The organism is Bordetella avium (assembly GCF_034424645.1).
Lineage (GTDB): Bacteria > Pseudomonadota > Gammaproteobacteria > Burkholderiales > Burkholderiaceae_B > Bordetella > Bordetella avium.
The window spans coordinates 1,607,706-1,623,163 of record NZ_CP139969.1 but is presented as its reverse complement, the minus strand read 5'-3'; the positions used below and the strand labels follow the sequence as shown (position 1 = coordinate 1,623,163).

The following is a 15,458-nucleotide window of genomic DNA, read 5'->3' as shown; positions in this document are numbered from 1 at the left end:
ATCAAACCCGCTGGCGCGCACCATGCGCGCTGATCAAAGCATCCCTGATACGGCTGATGCAGTCTGACACTCGCGCCTCGTCCAGGGTCACAGCGCTGTCCTGAAGCCAGAAGCGGAAGGCAAGGCTTTTCTCGGCAGCGACCCCTTGCTGGGGCTTGTCGCGCCAGACATCGAACAGACGCACGTCCTGCACGACAGCCAGTTGCGGATCGGCCTTGATCAACGAGGCAACCGTATCAAGCATAGCCTGAAGACTGACGGACTCGTCAACCCACAAAGCCAGGTCTCGCTGGACAAGCGGCTGGCGCGACAGTTCGCGCACAACCGGCAACTGCCCTTCGGACAGCACGCCTGCGTCGATTTCAAACACCACGGGCGCCTGAGCCAGATCGGCCTGACGCGCCCATTGCGGATGCAACTCGCCCACCCAGCCCACGGTCTGGCCGGCAAGCTCGATGCGAGCCGCACGTCCGGGGTGCAGCGCGGGATGGCGGTCGGCCACGAAACGCAGTTCGCTGGCGCGAATGCCGAACAGGCTTTCCACGTCCATCTTGACGTCGTAGAAATCCACCGCACGGGTCGGTTCGCCCCACTGCTCTTCGTTGGCGGGGCCCCAAGCAGCGCCAGCCAGCTTAAGCGGCTGGCGCACACCCGCGACTTCGAGCGGGCCATCGGCCAACTGCGCATCGCGCATAAACACTCGGCCCAGCTCGAACAAACGCACCCGCGACTGCTTACGGTTGGCGTTGTGACGGATGATGGCCACCAGACCCGCGATCAGGCTGGAGCGCATGACCGACAGATGGCTGGCGATCGGGTTGAGCAGGCGCACAGGATGTTGGTTGCCGGCGTAATCGCGCTCCCAGTCGGCTTCAACAAAGCTGTAGTTCACCACTTCCTGGTAGTCACGTGCGGCAACCGCGCGACGCAGCGCATGCGGCCCGCGGCGTACTTCGGCTTGCGCGTGCATGCTGGCGCGCGCCACGGGCGGCTCGCTCGGAATGCGCTCGAAACCGTAAATGCGGGCAACCTCTTCGATGAGGTCCTCTTCGATCTCGATGTCGAAACGATAGGAGGGTGGCGTGACGATGAAATCATCGCCCTCGGTCGTGAAGACCAGACCAAGACGGGTGAAGATCTGCGCCACCTCGTCATGCGACACGGGCACGCCCAGCACGCGGTGACAGCGCGCCAGACGCATGCGCACCGGCGGACGCGCCGGCAGATTTACGATCTGGTCATCGATGGGACCCGCCTGACCGCCGCAGATATCCAGAATCAGCGCGGTGATGAGTTCGATATGTTCGGGGATGTTGCCGAAGTCCACACCGCGTTCGAAACGGTGGCTGGCTTCGGAGCTGAACTTGTAGCGTCGGGCGCGGCCGGCGATCGCGCCGGGCCACCAAAAAGCCGCCTCAAGATAGATGTTCTGGGTGTCGAGCGTGACCGAGGTGGCTTCGCCGCCCATGATGCCGGCCAGGCTTTCCACCACATCGCCCGCCGTGATGACGCCGACTTTTTCGTCGAGTTCGATATGCGTGCCGCTCAGAAGCTCGAGTTTCTCGCCCTTGCGCGCCCAGCGCACGGTCAAGTCGCCGTCGATCTTGTCCAGATCGAAGACATGCGAAGGACGGCCGACTTCGAGCATGACGTAGTTGGAGATATCCACCAAGGCGGACACCGAACGCTGACCGGCCCGCTCCAGGCGCGTCTTCATCCAGTCTGGCGTGGCGGCGCGGGCATTGACGCCCCGGATCACACGGCCGGCAAAGCGGCCGCATAGCTCGGGCGCCTCAATGCGCACCGGCAGGCGGGCATCGATCTGCACCGGTACGGCCTGGGCCTGAGGCGCGTTGAGCGGCGCGCCCGTCAAGGCAGCGACTTCGCGGGCGACCCCCAGAATGGAAAGGCAGTCGGCGCGGTTGGGCGTGAGCTTGAGAACGAAGAGCGTGTCATCGAGGTCGAGCGCCTGCCGGATATCCGTGCCCGGCGTAAAGCGATCGGGCAATTCCAGCAGACCGCCGTGGTCTTGCGACAAACCCAATTCCCGAGCTGAACACAACATGCCCGACGAGGCGACGCCCCGCATTTTGGCTACGCCGATCTTGATGTTGCCCGGCAGTTGCGCTCCCACCCGTGCCAAGGGCACCAGCAGGCCAGCGGCCGCATTGGGCGCTCCGCAAACGATTTGCAGCAGCTCGCCGCTGCCATCATCGACCTTGCAAACGCGCAGTTTGTCTGCGTCAGGGTGTGCTGCGGCCTCGACGATGCGCGCTACGACCACGCCGCTGAAAGGCGGCGCGGCGGTCTGGGTTTCTTCGACTTCCAGACCCGCCATCGTGAGCTGATGCGCGAGTTCTTCGGTACCAATGGCCGGATTGACCAGCGTGCGCAGCCAGGATTCGGAAAATTGCATGATCAGCCGTCTTTATTCGTTGAACTGGCGCAGGAAGCGCAAATCGCCTTCGTAGAACTGGCGCAGGTCGTTCACGCCATAACGCAGCATGGTCAGACGCTCCAGCCCGGAGCCGAAGGCAAAGCCGATATAGCGTTCCGGGTCCAGGCCGAAGTTGCGCACCACTTGGGGATGCACTTGACCCGACCCCGAGATTTCCAGCCAGCGGCCACGATTGGGTCCGGAGGTGAACATCATGTCGATTTCGGCCGACGGTTCGGTAAAGGGGAAGAATGAAGGGCGGAAACGCACGACCAGGTCGTCGCTTTCAAAAAAGCAGCGCAGGAAGTCGGTATAGACGCCTTTCAAATCCGCGAAAGAAATGTCTTCGGCGATCCACAGACCCTCGACCTGGTGAAACATGGGAGAGTGCGTGGCGTCGCTATCCACACGATAGGTCCGCCCCGGGGCGATGACCTTGATCGGCGGCTTGTGCATGCGCGCATAGCGCACCTGCATGGGGCTAGTGTGCGTGCGCAGCAGCAGCGGCAGGCCCTCGGCGTCTTGCATATCGACGTAGAAGGTGTCCTGCATAGACCGCGCTGGATGGTCCAGCGGATTGTTCAGCGCGGTGAAATTGGTCCAGTCGTTTTCAACTTCGGGGCCATCGGCCACATCGAAGCCGATCGAGCGGAAGATGGCTTCAACCCGTTCCCAGGTGCGGATCACCGGATGAATGCCGCCTGCGGCGCGTCCGCGGCCGGGCAAGGTGACATCGATGGTTTCCGAGGCCAGGCGGGCATCAAGCTCGGCCTGCGCGAGTTCGGCGCGGCGGGCATTGAGCAGTTCCTCGACCTTTTGCTTGGCCTGATTGATACGGCCGCCGGCTTCGCGCTTGGCAACCGGATCGAGCTGCGCCAGCCCTTTGAGCAGGAGGGTCAGCGCGCCCTCTTTGCCCAGGAAACGCGCTTTGGCGTTTTCCAGCGCGGCCGCATCAGTCGCGGCGGCGAATCGTTCTTGAGCCTGGGAAACCAGGTCGTCAACCGGTAAAGTCATGAGAATAAGCCTTCAAAACGCAAACGGGGCCCATCGAGCCCCGTTTGCAGCGATCCGCGAGAATGAACGCGATCAGGCAGCCAACGCAGCCTTGGCTTGTTGCACGATAGCGGCAAAGCCAGCCTTGTCACGCACGGCCAGATCGGCCAGCACCTTGCGGTCGAGTTCGATCGCAGCCTTCTTCAGACCGGCGATGAACACGCTGTAGCTCAGGCCCTGTTCACGCACAGCGGCGTTGATACGGGTGATCCACAGAGCGCGGAAGGTGCGCTTCTTGTTGCGGCGGTCACGGTAGGCGTACTGACCAGCACGCATGACCGCCTGCTTGGCGATACGGAACACATTGCCACGGCGGCCACGGTAACCCTTGGCGGCGGCAATGACTTTCTTGTGACGAGCGCGGGCGGTAACGCCACGTTTAACGCGAGGCATAGTAAATCTCCCTTATCAAGCGAAAGGCATCATCGCCTTGACGGAGGCGATGTTGGTTTCATGGACCGCAGCCGAACCGCGCAGCTGGCGCTTGTTCTTGGTGGTCTTCTTGGTCAGGATATGACGCTTGAACGCCTGACCGCGCTTGATGGAGCCGCTGCCGCGGACCTGAAAACGCTTGGCAGCGCTTTTCTTGGTCTTCATCTTGGGCATGATGATTCCTAAAACAATTTGTTGATATTCATGGCAACAGGTGGTCAACCGCCCAAGAGGATTCGGCCAACACTTGGCATACCCGCGCCACTTCTCTTTTGCACTACTTACTTTTTGCTTACTTTCTTACTTACTACTTTCTGAACCACGTCTTTCCCCTACGCCTTGTCCGCCAGCAAAGCTGCCTGACAAATGTGGGAAAGCCTTTGATTATATGGCGATTTCTGTTGGCTTGTCGAGTAGCATGCCAATTTGGCGCCCGGAAAACGCACTCGCCTGCCCCACACGCCCTGGTAAGCGCCCGACCACAGCCGCGCGCGCCCAGGCAGCGCCGCCCTATCCCGCCCCCGAGCTAGCGCCGCAACGCCGAGCCTTCCGCAGCCGCCCGATACTGCAAGGCTTCGGCCAAATGGGTTTGCGCGATGGCCTCCTCTGCAGCGAGATCGGCCACGCTGCGAGCGATGCGCAGCACGCGGTGGCTAGCCCGAGCCGAGCTGCCCAGGTGGCGCATGGCTTGCCCGAACCATCGCCCAGTTTTGTCGTCGAGCGCGGCGTGGCGGGCCAGTGCCGAGACGGGCAGCTGCCCGTTCAGCCCGCCCTGACGCCGCCATTGCCGCTGCCGGCAGGCGATAACGCGCTGCCGCACGGTGGCGGAAGCCTCGCCGGGCGGGCCGGCCAGGCAATCGGGGTCAACGGGAGGCAACCACAGGTGCAGATCGATGCGGTCGCGTAAGGGACCGCCGATGCGGTCGACATAACGGGCCACCTGATCCGGTGCACACGCGTAGGATGGCCGCGCCAGCCGCAAGGGCAGGGATTCATGGCAGCCACCAACTGGAAACGCGCCGGATAGCGCAGACTGGCGGCGGCCCGCGCAATGACCACCTCGCCGGATTCCATCGGCTCGCGCAGCGCCTGCAAAGCACGGCGCTCGAACTCGGGCAGCTCATCGAGAAACAGCACGCCCTGATGGGCGCGCGAGATTTCACCGGGCCGGGGCGGTGAGCCGCCGCCAATCAGGGCGGCGGCGGTTGCGCCATGATGCGGCGCACGGAAAGGCGGCACGCCAAAGGGCGGCTCATCGCCGCCTGCCAGCCGGGCAATGGCGGCCGCCTCCAGCGCAGCCCTATCGTCGAGTTCGGGCAGCAGGCCCGGCAGACGCTGCGCCAACATACTCTTACCGGCCCCTGGCGGCCCGCACATAAGCATGCTGTGCCCCCCTGCCGCCGCGATTTCCAGCGCCCGCCGCGCCCCCGGCTGTCCTCGCACCTCTGACAGACAGAGGCCTGGCGGCGCGAGCGGCCGGGCCGGCGCCTGGGCAGACGGCAACGGCGCCTGCCCGGCAAGATGGGCGGCCACTTCGGCCAGGCAACGCGCCGACAAGACAGACAGGCCGGGCACCCGTGCGGCCTGGGCGGCGCTTTCTTCGGGAAGAATCAGTATCGGCTTGCGCTGCGCCGCCTTGCACTGCGCACCTGCCACACCCAAGGCGAGCGCCAGCGGGTCGGCCACCGGCACCAAGGCACCGGACAGGGACAGCTCACCGGCCAGCACCAGATTGTCATCGGGCGGCAACAGGGCAATCTGCCCCGAGGCCATGAGCAGGCACAGGGCAATGGGCAGATCGAAGCGCGAGGAAGCCTTGGGCAGATCGGCCGGCGACAGATTAATGGTGATACGCCCGCCCGACGGAAACTCGAAGCCGCTGTTAATAATGGCCGCCCTGACCCGCTCTCGGCTTTCGCGGACTTCGAGATCAGGCAGGCCCACTACAGTAAAGGCGGGCAGGCCCGGCCCCAGATGGGCTTCGACACGCACGGCAAGCGTCTGCAAACCCAGGAGGGCGCGGCTGGAAAGCACGGCTAAGGTCATGAGGCAAGGGCGTAAAAGCAAGGCCCTCAGTATGCGTGCCGCCGTGGAAAAAGACCGGCCAGGGTGACAGGGCGGCCCCTTGGGGATAGTCCCTGTGATCAGCCGGACTCTTGATCAAGCTCGCATCAAACCAAGCAGGAAGGTGAAGCATCCGGGATACGCCCGGAATTTGCCTGGCGCGTTGTGCGCGCTTGTCGTGTCACAGGCACCCGCCTTGCGCGGCGATCGAAACGCCGGACAAGCTGATCCGGCGCTGCCTCTGCAGACCCTGGGAACTCAGTCTTTGGACTGATCGTTGATCAGGGCATTGACGCGCTCTTCGAGTTGCTGCACCTGCGCCGACAACTGGTCGATGCGCGTGCGTGCGCGGGCCAGCAGATCGGCCTGCACGTCGAATTCTTCACGGGTGATCAGATCCAGCCGCGCAAAGCCCTGCGTGAGCATGGCGCGCACATTGCGCTCGACGTCGGCAGCAGGGCTGCGGGCGATGAGATCCGAGAGGTTTTTTTGGATGTCTTCCATCCATTGGGTGCGATTCATGATGCCCTCGCTAAAATAGTCATAAGCTAAGTGTAGTCTGGGATGGAAAAAAAAGCGGGCCGCGCTGGCGCCGTGCGGCGGTCACCAGGCCGACGTCATCAAAGGCGGACCGGACCCGCGCCGGAAAATCAACGTCAACGCGGGGTTTCAGGTAGAGTTCGCGGCTTAGGTAAAGCAGCGTGTCAGGCGTGCTGCGCACGTAAGCGGCCTTATCGATACCTCTGCGCAGGCCCGTGGCCAGGCGGGCTTGCCATGGTGCGTACCGCGCTGGCCCCTGTCCGCGAGGCCGGGCAGGCGCCGAGTTCGCAGCCGCAACATCAGCGCGCCTGACCAGGGCGCAAGCTGCGGCGGACCACCGCGGCGCAGATCTGACAAGACAAGGACTCACGGAACACCCATGCGCAACATCGTCATCATCGGCGGCGGACACGCCGCAGCACAGCTTTGCAGCGGCCTGACAGGGGCGGCCATCACGCTGATCAGCGAAGAGGCCCATTTGCCCTATCATCGGCCGCCCCTGTCCAAGACCTTTATCAAGGACGAGGAGGCCGAGCTCAATCCGCTGCGTCCGGCCAACGCCTATGAGGAGGCAGGTGTGCGCCTGCTGCTGGGCAAGACGGCCATAGCCATTGACCCGGCTGCGCGCACCGTCACACTGGGCTGCGGCGATGTCGTCGCCTATGACGAGCTGGTGCTGGCCACTGGCGCACGCCCCCGTCGCATCGCCGCGCTGGAGCCCGCCCCCGCCAATCTGCACTATCTGCGCAACGCCGCAGACGCGCGGGCGCTGCGCGTCGCCCTGCAAGCCGCCCAGCACGTCACCGTGCTGGGCGGCGGCTTCATCGGCCTGGAAATCGCGGCCACCGCCGCCGCACTGGGCAAGGCGGTCACCGTATTTGAAAGCCAGCCCCGCTTGCTAGCCCGCTCCACCTCGCAAGAAGCATCCGAACACATCCGCGCCAATCTGGAAGCCGCAGGTGTCACGCTGCATCTGAATGCGCATGTGGAAGGCTTCGAGCTTGCCGGCGGTCTGGTCACGGCGCTGCACGCCAACGGGCAGACCCATCCTGTCGAGGTTCTGGTCGCAGGCATCGGGGCCGTACCGGAGACGCGGCTGGCCGAGGCCGCCGGCCTGGCGGTAGACAATGGCATCATCGTCGATAGCCTGATGCGCACGTCCCTGCCCCACATCTACGCCATCGGCGACTGTTCAGCCTTTCCCTATGCACGAGAGGGCCGGCCCCTGCGCCTCGAATCGGTGCAAAACGCCAACGACCAAGCGCGTACACTCGCCGCCGTCCTTTCTGGCGCACCTGCCGAATACACCGCCCTGCCCTGGTTCTGGTCAGATCAAGGCGCGCTGCGCCTGCAGATAGCGGGCCTGGCCCCCGCAGGCACGCAACGCCGTCTGCGTCCGGGCGCCAAACCCGGCAGCCTGTCCATTTTGCATTTCCTGGACGGCCGGCTGGTGTGCGTTGAATCTATCAACGCACCGCTCGATCACATGGCCGCCCGCAAGCTGCTCGAACTCCCCGAGCATCCGCCCGCCGAGGTATTGCTCGACCCTGGGATTGCACTCAAAACCCATTGCTGAGCCCGCCTGGCAAGCCTGATCATTGCCGCGCCGGCCACGCAGCCGGCGTTTTTTAGCTGTTTGCCCTGCTGCAACAAAAAAAAGCGGCCCGCAAGCGGCGCCGCCTTCTAAAGCACAGGAGAAAAACAGAATCGCCGGGGAAAGCGATCCGGAGCTGGCCGCCCTAGGCCAACTCCCCTGGCATGGCGGACACCGATTGCCGCGGCCCCCACCATTGCCGCAGACAAAGCCCGCAGCGCGTCAATTCTTCCCGAGGCCTCCCCAGGCGGCAAGCCATGAGCTGTAAAGCAGAATTTCAGTCGTGACAGGGTGTTCCAGCACCCGAGCAAGAAATGCCCGCTAAAAGGCGGCATCCCTGAGGAAGCTGTCCCTAAATTTCTGTTGCCGCCGACTCGCCAGCCATCGCAATTCGCAACACTTTTGCAAAACCGCTGGCTGCCTGCTGCCCGCCGCAAGCGCCCGCCTTGGCATGCACCATTTTAATGCGCCGCGCCTTCTGTTTTGCCCCACGATGGAGCAGCCGCACCGTTTTGCCTGCACGGCGTCTGCCGCTGCCCGCTGGCAACAAGGTGGCACGGAACTTGCTTGAATGCTGATGCCCAGGTGCAACCATAAAAGGAATAGCCATGAAACTTGTCATCGCCATCATCAAGCCATTCAAGCTGGACGAAGTGCGCGTGGCGCTGTCGGACATCGGCATCCAAGGACTGACGGTGACCGAAGTCAAAGGCTTCGGACGCCAGAAAGGTCATACGGAGCTTTATCGCGGAGCCGAATACGCCGTCGATTTTCTGCCCAAACTGCGTGTAGAAGCTGCCGTGCCCGACCACATCGTCGATCAGGTGGTGGAGGCCATCGAACAGGCCGCTCGCACCGGCAAGATCGGCGACGGCAAGATTTTCACCTCTCCGCTGGAACAGGTGATCCGCATCCGCACCGGCGAATCGGGCGAGAACGCGCTCTGAACACTCGGCGCAACAGACTATTGGAGCCATGAAAAATGGATAAAGCAGATGTTTCCTGGCTGCTGGTTTCGACCCTGCTCGTATTGATGATGGCAGTGCCGGGCCTGGCCTTGTTTTACGGCGGATTGGTGCGCAGCAAAAACGTGTTGTCCGTGCTGATTCAAGTGCTTTGCACCTTCGCGCTAGCGGTGGTGCTGTGGTTTATCTACGGTTATTCGCTGGCCTTCACCCAAGGCAATGCCTTTGTGGGCGGGCTGTCGAGGATGTTTTTCTCGGGGATGTTCAACCCTGCGGATGGCAGCTACACCATGACAGGCACGTTGCCGGAACTGCTGTTCGCGTCGTTCCAGGCCACTTTCGCAGGCATTACCTGCGCACTGGTTGTGGGCAGCTTCGCTGAACGGGCGCGCTTTTCGGCCGTGCTGGTGTTCACGGTAATCTGGTTCACCTTTGCCTACATCCCGATCGCACATATGGTGTGGTTCGCCTCTGAAACGGCGCCTGGCCTCTTGAACGCTCAAGGCGCGCTGGATTATGCAGGCGGCACCGTGGTGCATATCAACGCTGGCGTGGCTGGGTTGGTGGGCGCCTATGTCATCGGCAAGCGCGTGGGCTATGGCCGCGAAGCGATGCAGCCCCACAATCTGCCCATGACCTACATCGGCGCCATGCTGTTGTGGGTAGGTTGGTTCGGCTTTAACGCGGGCTCGGCATTGGCCGCCAATGAAGGCGCAACCCTTGCGCTGTTCAATACGATGGTAGCCACCGCCGCCGCCGTGCTGGCCTGGACGTTCACCGAATGGTCCATCAAGGGCAAGCCCTCCATGCTGGGTGCGGCCTCGGGCGCAGTGGCCGGCCTGGTCGGAATTACGCCAGCGGCCGGCCTGGTAGGTCCGGTGGGCGCATTCGTGATTGGTCTGCTCGCTGGCATGATCTGCGTCTGGGGCGTCAATGGCCTGAAGCGCATGCTGCGCGCCGATGATTCGCTGGATGTGTTCGGCGTGCATGGCGTGGGCGGCATCGTCGGCGCGCTCCTGACGGGCGTGTTCAACGCCAAAGTCCTGGGCGGGCCCGGCCTCGATAGCGCCAGCCTGATCCCCGGCCAGGTCTGGGTGCAGCTCGAAGGTGTGTTGCTGACTGTGGTGTGGTCGGCCGTGGTGGCCCTGGTAGCCTACAAAATTGCAGACAAACTCTGCGGTCTGCGCGTACCCGAGGACCAGGAACGTGAAGGGCTGGATGTCACCAGCCACGGCGAGTCGGCTTATCACAGCTGATCGCTTTCCCGTCGACACAAACGGCGCCGCAAGGCGCCGTTTGTCATAGGATGCGCTGGATCATGGGGCGGATACGGGAATATCGCACGCCGTCTTCACGGCGGGTTTACCCAAGCGTGGCGCGCGGAAGATACCCGCCAGCATCGCGGCCGAGGCGGCAGCTCAAGACGATGAGCGACGCGCCGGGCCGCTGGCGCAGGCCGATCTGCGCAACCAGCGCATCAGGCTACCCAGGACAGGCAGTTTTTCATAGAGCTCTTCAGCGGCATCCCAGTAATCGCGATGCATTGCCACGCGGCCCTGAGCGTCAAAACGCACCAAGGTGGCGCCCTGAATGCATTGTTCCACCTGCGGCCGCCAGCGGCGCATGCGGAAACGGAACTCCCAACCAAGAAAAGCCTGATCCCCCTGCACCATGTTGTGGATGACGGTAAAACGCGGCTGATCTAATGTGGCGAACATATGCTCGAAGATTCGCGCAATAGCTGCCAGGCCCCGCACATCGTTGAAGGGATCTTTGAAATGCGCATCAGGCGCGTAATACGCATCTAGGCTGGCTAGCCGTTCCGGCGAGAGCTGCTCGTAAAACGCAATCAGCCGCTGAGCGGCGGCGGCCACATCGCCACTAACGGCAGGAAGTTGTGTAGACATGCTCACAGGCCCGTCACGCGGTGCACGATTGAGAAATACCAGCGGTAGGGCAGGCAGCGCAGCAACCTGAGCACACGCGTGAAGCGTTTGGGAAAGTGCATCTCGAACGCTCCCTTTTCCCAACCGCGCACGATGGCGGCGGCCGCCTGCGGGGGAGTAAGCAGGGCCGGCATGGGAAAGGTGTTTTGTGCGGTGAGCGGGGTGTCGACGAAACCCGGATTGACCAGGCTGACCCCTACGCCTTTGGGACGCAGATCGAGAAACAGGTTTTCCGCAAGATTGATCAATGCCGCCTTGGTGGGCCCGTAGGCCAGACTTTGGGGCAGACCGCGCCAACCGGCCACACTCGCGACCAGACTCAGGTGCGCCCCGCGCCCCGCGCCTGCCGCTTGCAACATCGCGGGCAACACGGCGGCCAGCACATGCAGCGCGCCTGCGACATTCACCTGTTGGTGCCGCAGCAGCTCAGGCAGGTCTAGCGCTTGCGCGGACATCGGACGAAAATAGCCAGCGCAGTAACACACCAGATCCAGCGGGCCACCTGCCAGAAGCTGCTTCGCCGCATCGGCGCTCGCCTGGGCATCCGTCACATCGAAGGCCAGCGCCTGGCTGCCGGGGTGATCGCGCACGAAGCCGTCCAGCAGGGCTTGCTGGCGCGCCGAAACACATACCTGCGCGCCACGTTCGTGCAGTAAGGCTGCGACGGCGCGCCCGATGCCGCTGGACGCGCCTATCAACCACACACGTTTGCCGCGCCAGTCGGTAATGGGGGGATTGAGCGGCACGGTTTTATTCCTTGCTAAAGGACAGCAGCACCTCACCCAGCTTGAAGCCGAATTTGCTCATGGTGGCGCGGTTAATCATCACCTGCTCATTGATCAGGAACATCCAGTCATCGAACTGCACGTCGTAGGTCTTGCCGTCCACCGGCAGGCGCAGCGTGTAGTTCCAGCGAAAGGCATTCCCTGCGGTCTGCCCCTGGGCCTCTCCCACCACATCATCGGCGCGGCCGGTATAACGCCCGTCCGCATGCTTAGTCAGGCGCCAGACTCGACGCTCGGTCGTGCCATCGGAATAGGTGAAAGCCTCGTCCAATACGCCCTGATTCCCTTCCCAGTGGCAATCCATCACCACCGTGAAACGGCGAGCCACCTCACCACTGCGCTTTTGAAAAATGCCATAGGCATGAATGCGGCCATTGAAGTACTTATCAAGCTCCAGCAGCGGACGCTGCTGTGCATAGTCGCTGACCTGGGGACCGGAGCAGCCCATCAAAGCAGCAGCGCTGGCAAACAGGGCCATCAAGGCGAAGCGGCGGGTAGTCATGGTGTGAGCCCTCGAGAGAGGTTGGACGGTACGATCAACAGCCGGTGCAGCAGCCCGGCGGCGATCAGCTTAAAAGCACAAGGCACTAAGGCGTAGATCCAGACCAGGCGGTGTAAGGCTTGCGTGTCCTGGCTGCCGGGCACATAGCCCAGCCACTGCAAAAGCGGCAGCATCGCCCCTGCGGCCAAGGCCAGATTGAGCTTGGTGGCCAGATTCCACCATCCCAGGTAGCTGCCATCATGCACGCCTTGCGCGCCATGGCGCTCGATCAGCAAAGCCAGCAAGGCGCCGGGCACGGCGAGGTCAGCTCCAAGCGCCGCGCCCGACAGCACACAGATCAGGGCAAAGGCCGCCACCTGCCCGCTGCTCAAGGCGGCCGCCCAGCTAAAACAGGCCACGGCCAGCAACATGCCGGCAAGCCAGCTGCGTTCCAGCCCGAATCGGCGGACCACCCGCAACCAAGCGGGCAAAGACAGGGCGGCGCTGACAAAATACAGCACCAAAAACCCGGCAATCTGCGCTGAAGTGGCCAATAGCCAATCCTGGGCAAAAAACAGCATCAGGGCGGAGGGAATGGCGCTGGCGATGCCATTGCACAAAAACACCGCCAGCAAGCGCCGGAAAGATGCATCGCTCAATGGCTGCCACAGAGGCGGCTTCTGTCCTGGCCCCACGGATGACAATGGCGGCGCCTCTGCGAACGGTGGGCGCGGCGCCTGCCAAAGCGCCAACCATCCGACCAGCAGCGCGAGCGTGAACACCCCCAACATGAGGCCGGCCCCCCAGGCTACCGACAACGCACTGGCCGTGACTACCCCGATCAGGCTCGGCCCCTCGCGCCAGGCGACAATGCGGCTGCGCTGAACGGCGTCGCCGCCCAGGCGCACACCCCAGGCCTGATGGGCGATGAGCAACAGGCTATGCGCGAGACAGGTTAATAAAAGCCCCGCCACCATCCACAGCGCCAGCGCCCCCGCTCCCTGCACACGGGGGAAAAACAGCCCCGCCATGCCCGCGCCGAGGACTACAGCGGAAATCCCGATCACCCCAAGCACCGCCCCCAGCGTACGGCGGAACAAAAAGTCGCTCAGACGTCCCAACAAGGGCTCGGCGCCGGCATCGATCAGCCGCACCAACATCAGCAAAGCGCCCACTGTGGCCAGTGGCAGACCCAGCTCGCTGGCGTAGAAATGCGGCAACACCACATACAAGGGCAGCGCGGCGAAAGCCAGCGGCAAACCTAGCAGACCATAGGACAGCCCGGCGCGCCAAGAAAGCGGCAGCGAGGGATTCCACGGTCGTGTTGGATTGGGAATCATGATTTGGGCGCCAGCAAGGCGCTGCGCAGGCCGGGTTCCGAAGTACGGGGGGACAACCAGATATCGAAAAAACGGCGCGCCAGCTCAGCATCCTCACTCATGCCCAGAAACTCATCGCCACGCCAAAGCATCATGCCCTGCCCTGGCTGATACAGGCCCGTTAAGCGCTCACCTGCCTGTACGTCGGGAAACAGGGCCGTCAGCGCAGTTGACCAGCGCTGCACCTGTTCAGCCGGCAGGCTGCCCTGGCGTTCGATTTCCTCAATGGAACGCCTGGCGATATCGGCGCCCTTGAAAGCGCGGTGATACGTGAGTTCCAACGCCAGGGGTTGGGCGGCAATGTCAGCCGCATCAAACTGCGGGCCCACCCACAGACGGGCATCGTAAATACGCAGCCCCCATATACGCAGTTGTCCCTGCCCCCAGACCCCGGCGCCGGGTAGCACCTGCTGCATGAAGGCGGGAGGCGCGTCCTGCGCCGCCATTGCGGGGGCTACACTGGCCCAGGCTAACCAAAGAGCCACGCCCAAAGCGCTGAGGTGGCATTGCAGGGAGGAAAAGAGGCGATCAGTCATGGGCACCTCGCGCAGGCAACAAATCAGTCTTTCACCAAGATGTACTGCGCAACATCGATGTTCCCGCTATCGAAGGCGGCCTCGCAGTACGCCAGATAAAACTCCCAGGTGCGCAGAAACTGGGTATCGAAGCCGAGCGCTAGCACCTGAGCGCCCTGCTGCATGAACTGCTGCCGCCAGCGGCGCAGCGTTTCGGCGTAGTCGGGACCGAAAGAAAAAGCCTCGACCACGCGCAGACCCGCTTGCTGCGCCTCGGCCCGAAAACGCGCGGGACTGGGCAGGCAGCCACCGGGAAAGACATATTGCTGAATGAAGTCCGTGCCCCGCACATAGCGCTCGAACAGGGCATCGTCGATGACGATGCTTTGCACGCAAGCACGTCCGCCGGGCTTGAGCAGACGCGCCAATGTGGAAAAATAGCTGGGCCAATAAGCCTGACCCACGGCTTCCACCATTTCGATGGAACAAATGGCGTCAAAAGGCGGGTCTTGAATGTCGCGGTAATCCTGCAGGCGCAGATCCGCCTGAGATGCCAGGCCAGCCTGATGCAGGCGCTGCTGGGCATAGGCCAGTTGTTCGGAAGACAGGGTCACCCCCGTGACATGGGCCTGGAACTCGCCGGCCGCCATCTCGGCCAGCGCCCCCCAGCCGCAGCCGATCTCCAGCAAGCGGCAGCCCGGCCGCAGCTCGGCGCCATGTAAGGCGCGGCGCACCTTGGCGTGTTGGGCCTGCGTCAAATCCCCCGCCAGATTGCCCTGAAACCAGGCCGAGGAATAATTCATGCTCGGGTCCAGCCACAATCGGTAGAAGGCATTGCCCAGATCGTAGTGGGCGTGAATGTTGCGCCGGCTGCCGGCGCGGGTGTTGCGGTTGAGCAGATGTTTGAGCCGGTAGGCCAGGCGCCCCCACCAGCTGCCGTACACTAGAGACTCTAGCGCCTGGCGGTTGGCCAACATGAGACGCAGCAGGTCAGCCACGTTCGGCGTGCTCCAGTCTCCGGCGATATAGGCTTCGGCCAGGCCAATATCACCCGAACGCAGCACCGCGGCGAACACCCCCCAATCGCGCAGAACCAAGCTGGCATGCGGTTGTCCACCTTGACCCAGTTGCAGCGTACTGCCGTCGGGCAGCTCCAGATGCAGCGTGCCCTGCTGCAAACGCTGCAATACACGCAGGCAGTGACGCGCCACGCTGGGCAATCCGGCCGGCAACGATAAGGGGAGCGAAGCGGGGGAAGTGTTCATGA

The 15,458-nt window shown here is 63.2% G+C and carries 15 protein-coding genes and 1 pseudogene; 3 read left to right on the top strand and 13 right to left on the bottom strand.

Annotation, left to right across the window (positions count from 1 at the left end):
• Position 1: 1 nt before the first annotated feature.
• The 6 genes and pseudogenes from pheT to U0029_RS07720 all read right to left on the bottom strand — a co-directional run bounded on the left by pheT (position 2) and on the right by U0029_RS07720 (position 6,508).
• On the bottom strand, positions 2 to 2,416 hold the full coding sequence (gene pheT, locus U0029_RS07745) for a phenylalanine--tRNA ligase subunit beta (RefSeq protein ID WP_012417733.1): 2,415 nt from the start codon (positions 2,414 to 2,416) through the stop codon (positions 2 to 4).
• A gap of 12 nt (positions 2,417 to 2,428) precedes the next feature.
• The gene (gene pheS / locus U0029_RS07740) at positions 2,429 to 3,451 is read right to left on the bottom strand and encodes a phenylalanine--tRNA ligase subunit alpha (RefSeq protein WP_012417734.1); all 1,023 of its coding nucleotides are present in this window, start codon (positions 3,449 to 3,451) and stop codon (positions 2,429 to 2,431) included.
• A 72-nt stretch (positions 3,452 to 3,523) separates the two neighbouring features.
• The gene (gene rplT / locus U0029_RS07735) at positions 3,524 to 3,883 is read right to left on the bottom strand and encodes a 50S ribosomal protein L20 (protein ID WP_012417735.1); all 360 of its coding nucleotides are present in this window, start codon (positions 3,881 to 3,883) and stop codon (positions 3,524 to 3,526) included.
• 15 nt (positions 3,884 to 3,898) lie between these two features.
• Positions 3,899 to 4,096 (bottom strand): 50S ribosomal protein L35, encoded by a 198-nt coding sequence (gene rpmI, locus U0029_RS07730; protein ID WP_005012868.1) that lies wholly within the window; start codon positions 4,094 to 4,096, stop codon positions 3,899 to 3,901.
• Positions 4,097 to 4,448: 352 nt separating this feature from the next.
• Positions 4,449 to 5,968: pseudogene (locus tag U0029_RS07725) on the bottom strand (YifB family Mg chelatase-like AAA ATPase).
• Positions 5,969 to 6,244: 276 nt separating this feature from the next.
• The gene (locus U0029_RS07720) at positions 6,245 to 6,508 is read right to left on the bottom strand and encodes an accessory factor UbiK family protein (RefSeq protein ID WP_012417737.1); all 264 of its coding nucleotides are present in this window, start codon (positions 6,506 to 6,508) and stop codon (positions 6,245 to 6,247) included.
• 397 nt (positions 6,509 to 6,905) lie between these two features.
• On the opposite strand from U0029_RS07720, the gene U0029_RS07715 reads away from it, so the two are divergent.
• Positions 6,906 to 8,102, top strand: a complete 1,197-nt coding sequence (locus tag U0029_RS07715) for an NAD(P)/FAD-dependent oxidoreductase (RefSeq protein ID WP_012417738.1) — start codon at positions 6,906 to 6,908, stop codon at positions 8,100 to 8,102.
• A 370-nt stretch (positions 8,103 to 8,472) separates the two neighbouring features.
• Here U0029_RS07715 and U0029_RS07710 read toward each other — a convergent pair whose 3' ends face one another.
• The gene (locus U0029_RS07710) at positions 8,473 to 8,730 is read right to left on the bottom strand and encodes a hypothetical protein (protein ID WP_039052041.1); all 258 of its coding nucleotides are present in this window, start codon (positions 8,728 to 8,730) and stop codon (positions 8,473 to 8,475) included.
• On the opposite strand from U0029_RS07710, the gene U0029_RS07705 reads away from it, so the two are divergent.
• Positions 8,729 to 9,067 carry a P-II family nitrogen regulator gene (locus U0029_RS07705; protein WP_012417739.1) on the top strand — a complete coding sequence of 113 codons (339 nt, stop codon included), beginning with the start codon at positions 8,729 to 8,731 and terminating at the stop codon, positions 9,065 to 9,067. The two genes, U0029_RS07710 and U0029_RS07705, sit on opposite strands and share 2 nt — an antisense overlap.
• 35 nt (positions 9,068 to 9,102) lie before the next feature.
• Complete coding sequence (gene amt, locus U0029_RS07700; RefSeq protein WP_012417740.1) at positions 9,103 to 10,341, top strand: ammonium transporter; 1,239 nt, start codon at positions 9,103 to 9,105, stop codon at positions 10,339 to 10,341.
• A gap of 162 nt (positions 10,342 to 10,503) precedes the next feature.
• Here the strand turns inward: amt and U0029_RS07695 are convergent, their stop codons facing one another.
• The 6 genes from U0029_RS07695 to U0029_RS07670 are packed head-to-tail and all read right to left on the bottom strand — an operon-like array spanning position 10,504 to position 15,456.
• Positions 10,504 to 10,992 carry a nuclear transport factor 2 family protein gene (locus tag U0029_RS07695; RefSeq protein ID WP_012417741.1) on the bottom strand — a complete coding sequence of 163 codons (489 nt, stop codon included), beginning with the start codon at positions 10,990 to 10,992 and terminating at the stop codon, positions 10,504 to 10,506.
• 2 nt (positions 10,993 to 10,994) lie between these two features.
• Entirely contained in the window at positions 10,995 to 11,777 is a 783-nt protein-coding gene (locus U0029_RS07690) for an SDR family NAD(P)-dependent oxidoreductase (RefSeq protein ID WP_039052042.1), read from the bottom strand.
• Positions 11,778 to 11,781: 4 nt separating this feature from the next.
• Entirely contained in the window at positions 11,782 to 12,318 is a 537-nt protein-coding gene (locus U0029_RS07685; protein WP_012417743.1) for a DUF3833 domain-containing protein, read from the bottom strand.
• Positions 12,315 to 13,637, bottom strand: a complete 1,323-nt coding sequence (locus U0029_RS07680; protein WP_012417744.1) for an MFS transporter — start codon at positions 13,635 to 13,637, stop codon at positions 12,315 to 12,317. The genes U0029_RS07685 and U0029_RS07680 overlap by 4 nt, the downstream gene beginning before the upstream one ends.
• Entirely contained in the window at positions 13,634 to 14,212 is a 579-nt protein-coding gene (locus U0029_RS07675) for a chalcone isomerase family protein (protein WP_012417745.1), read from the bottom strand. The genes U0029_RS07680 and U0029_RS07675 overlap by 4 nt, the downstream gene beginning before the upstream one ends.
• 23 nt (positions 14,213 to 14,235) lie before the next feature.
• Positions 14,236 to 15,456 (bottom strand): SAM-dependent methyltransferase, encoded by a 1,221-nt coding sequence (locus tag U0029_RS07670; protein ID WP_012417746.1) that lies wholly within the window; start codon positions 15,454 to 15,456, stop codon positions 14,236 to 14,238.
• Between the last annotated feature and the right edge of the window lie 2 nt (positions 15,457 to 15,458).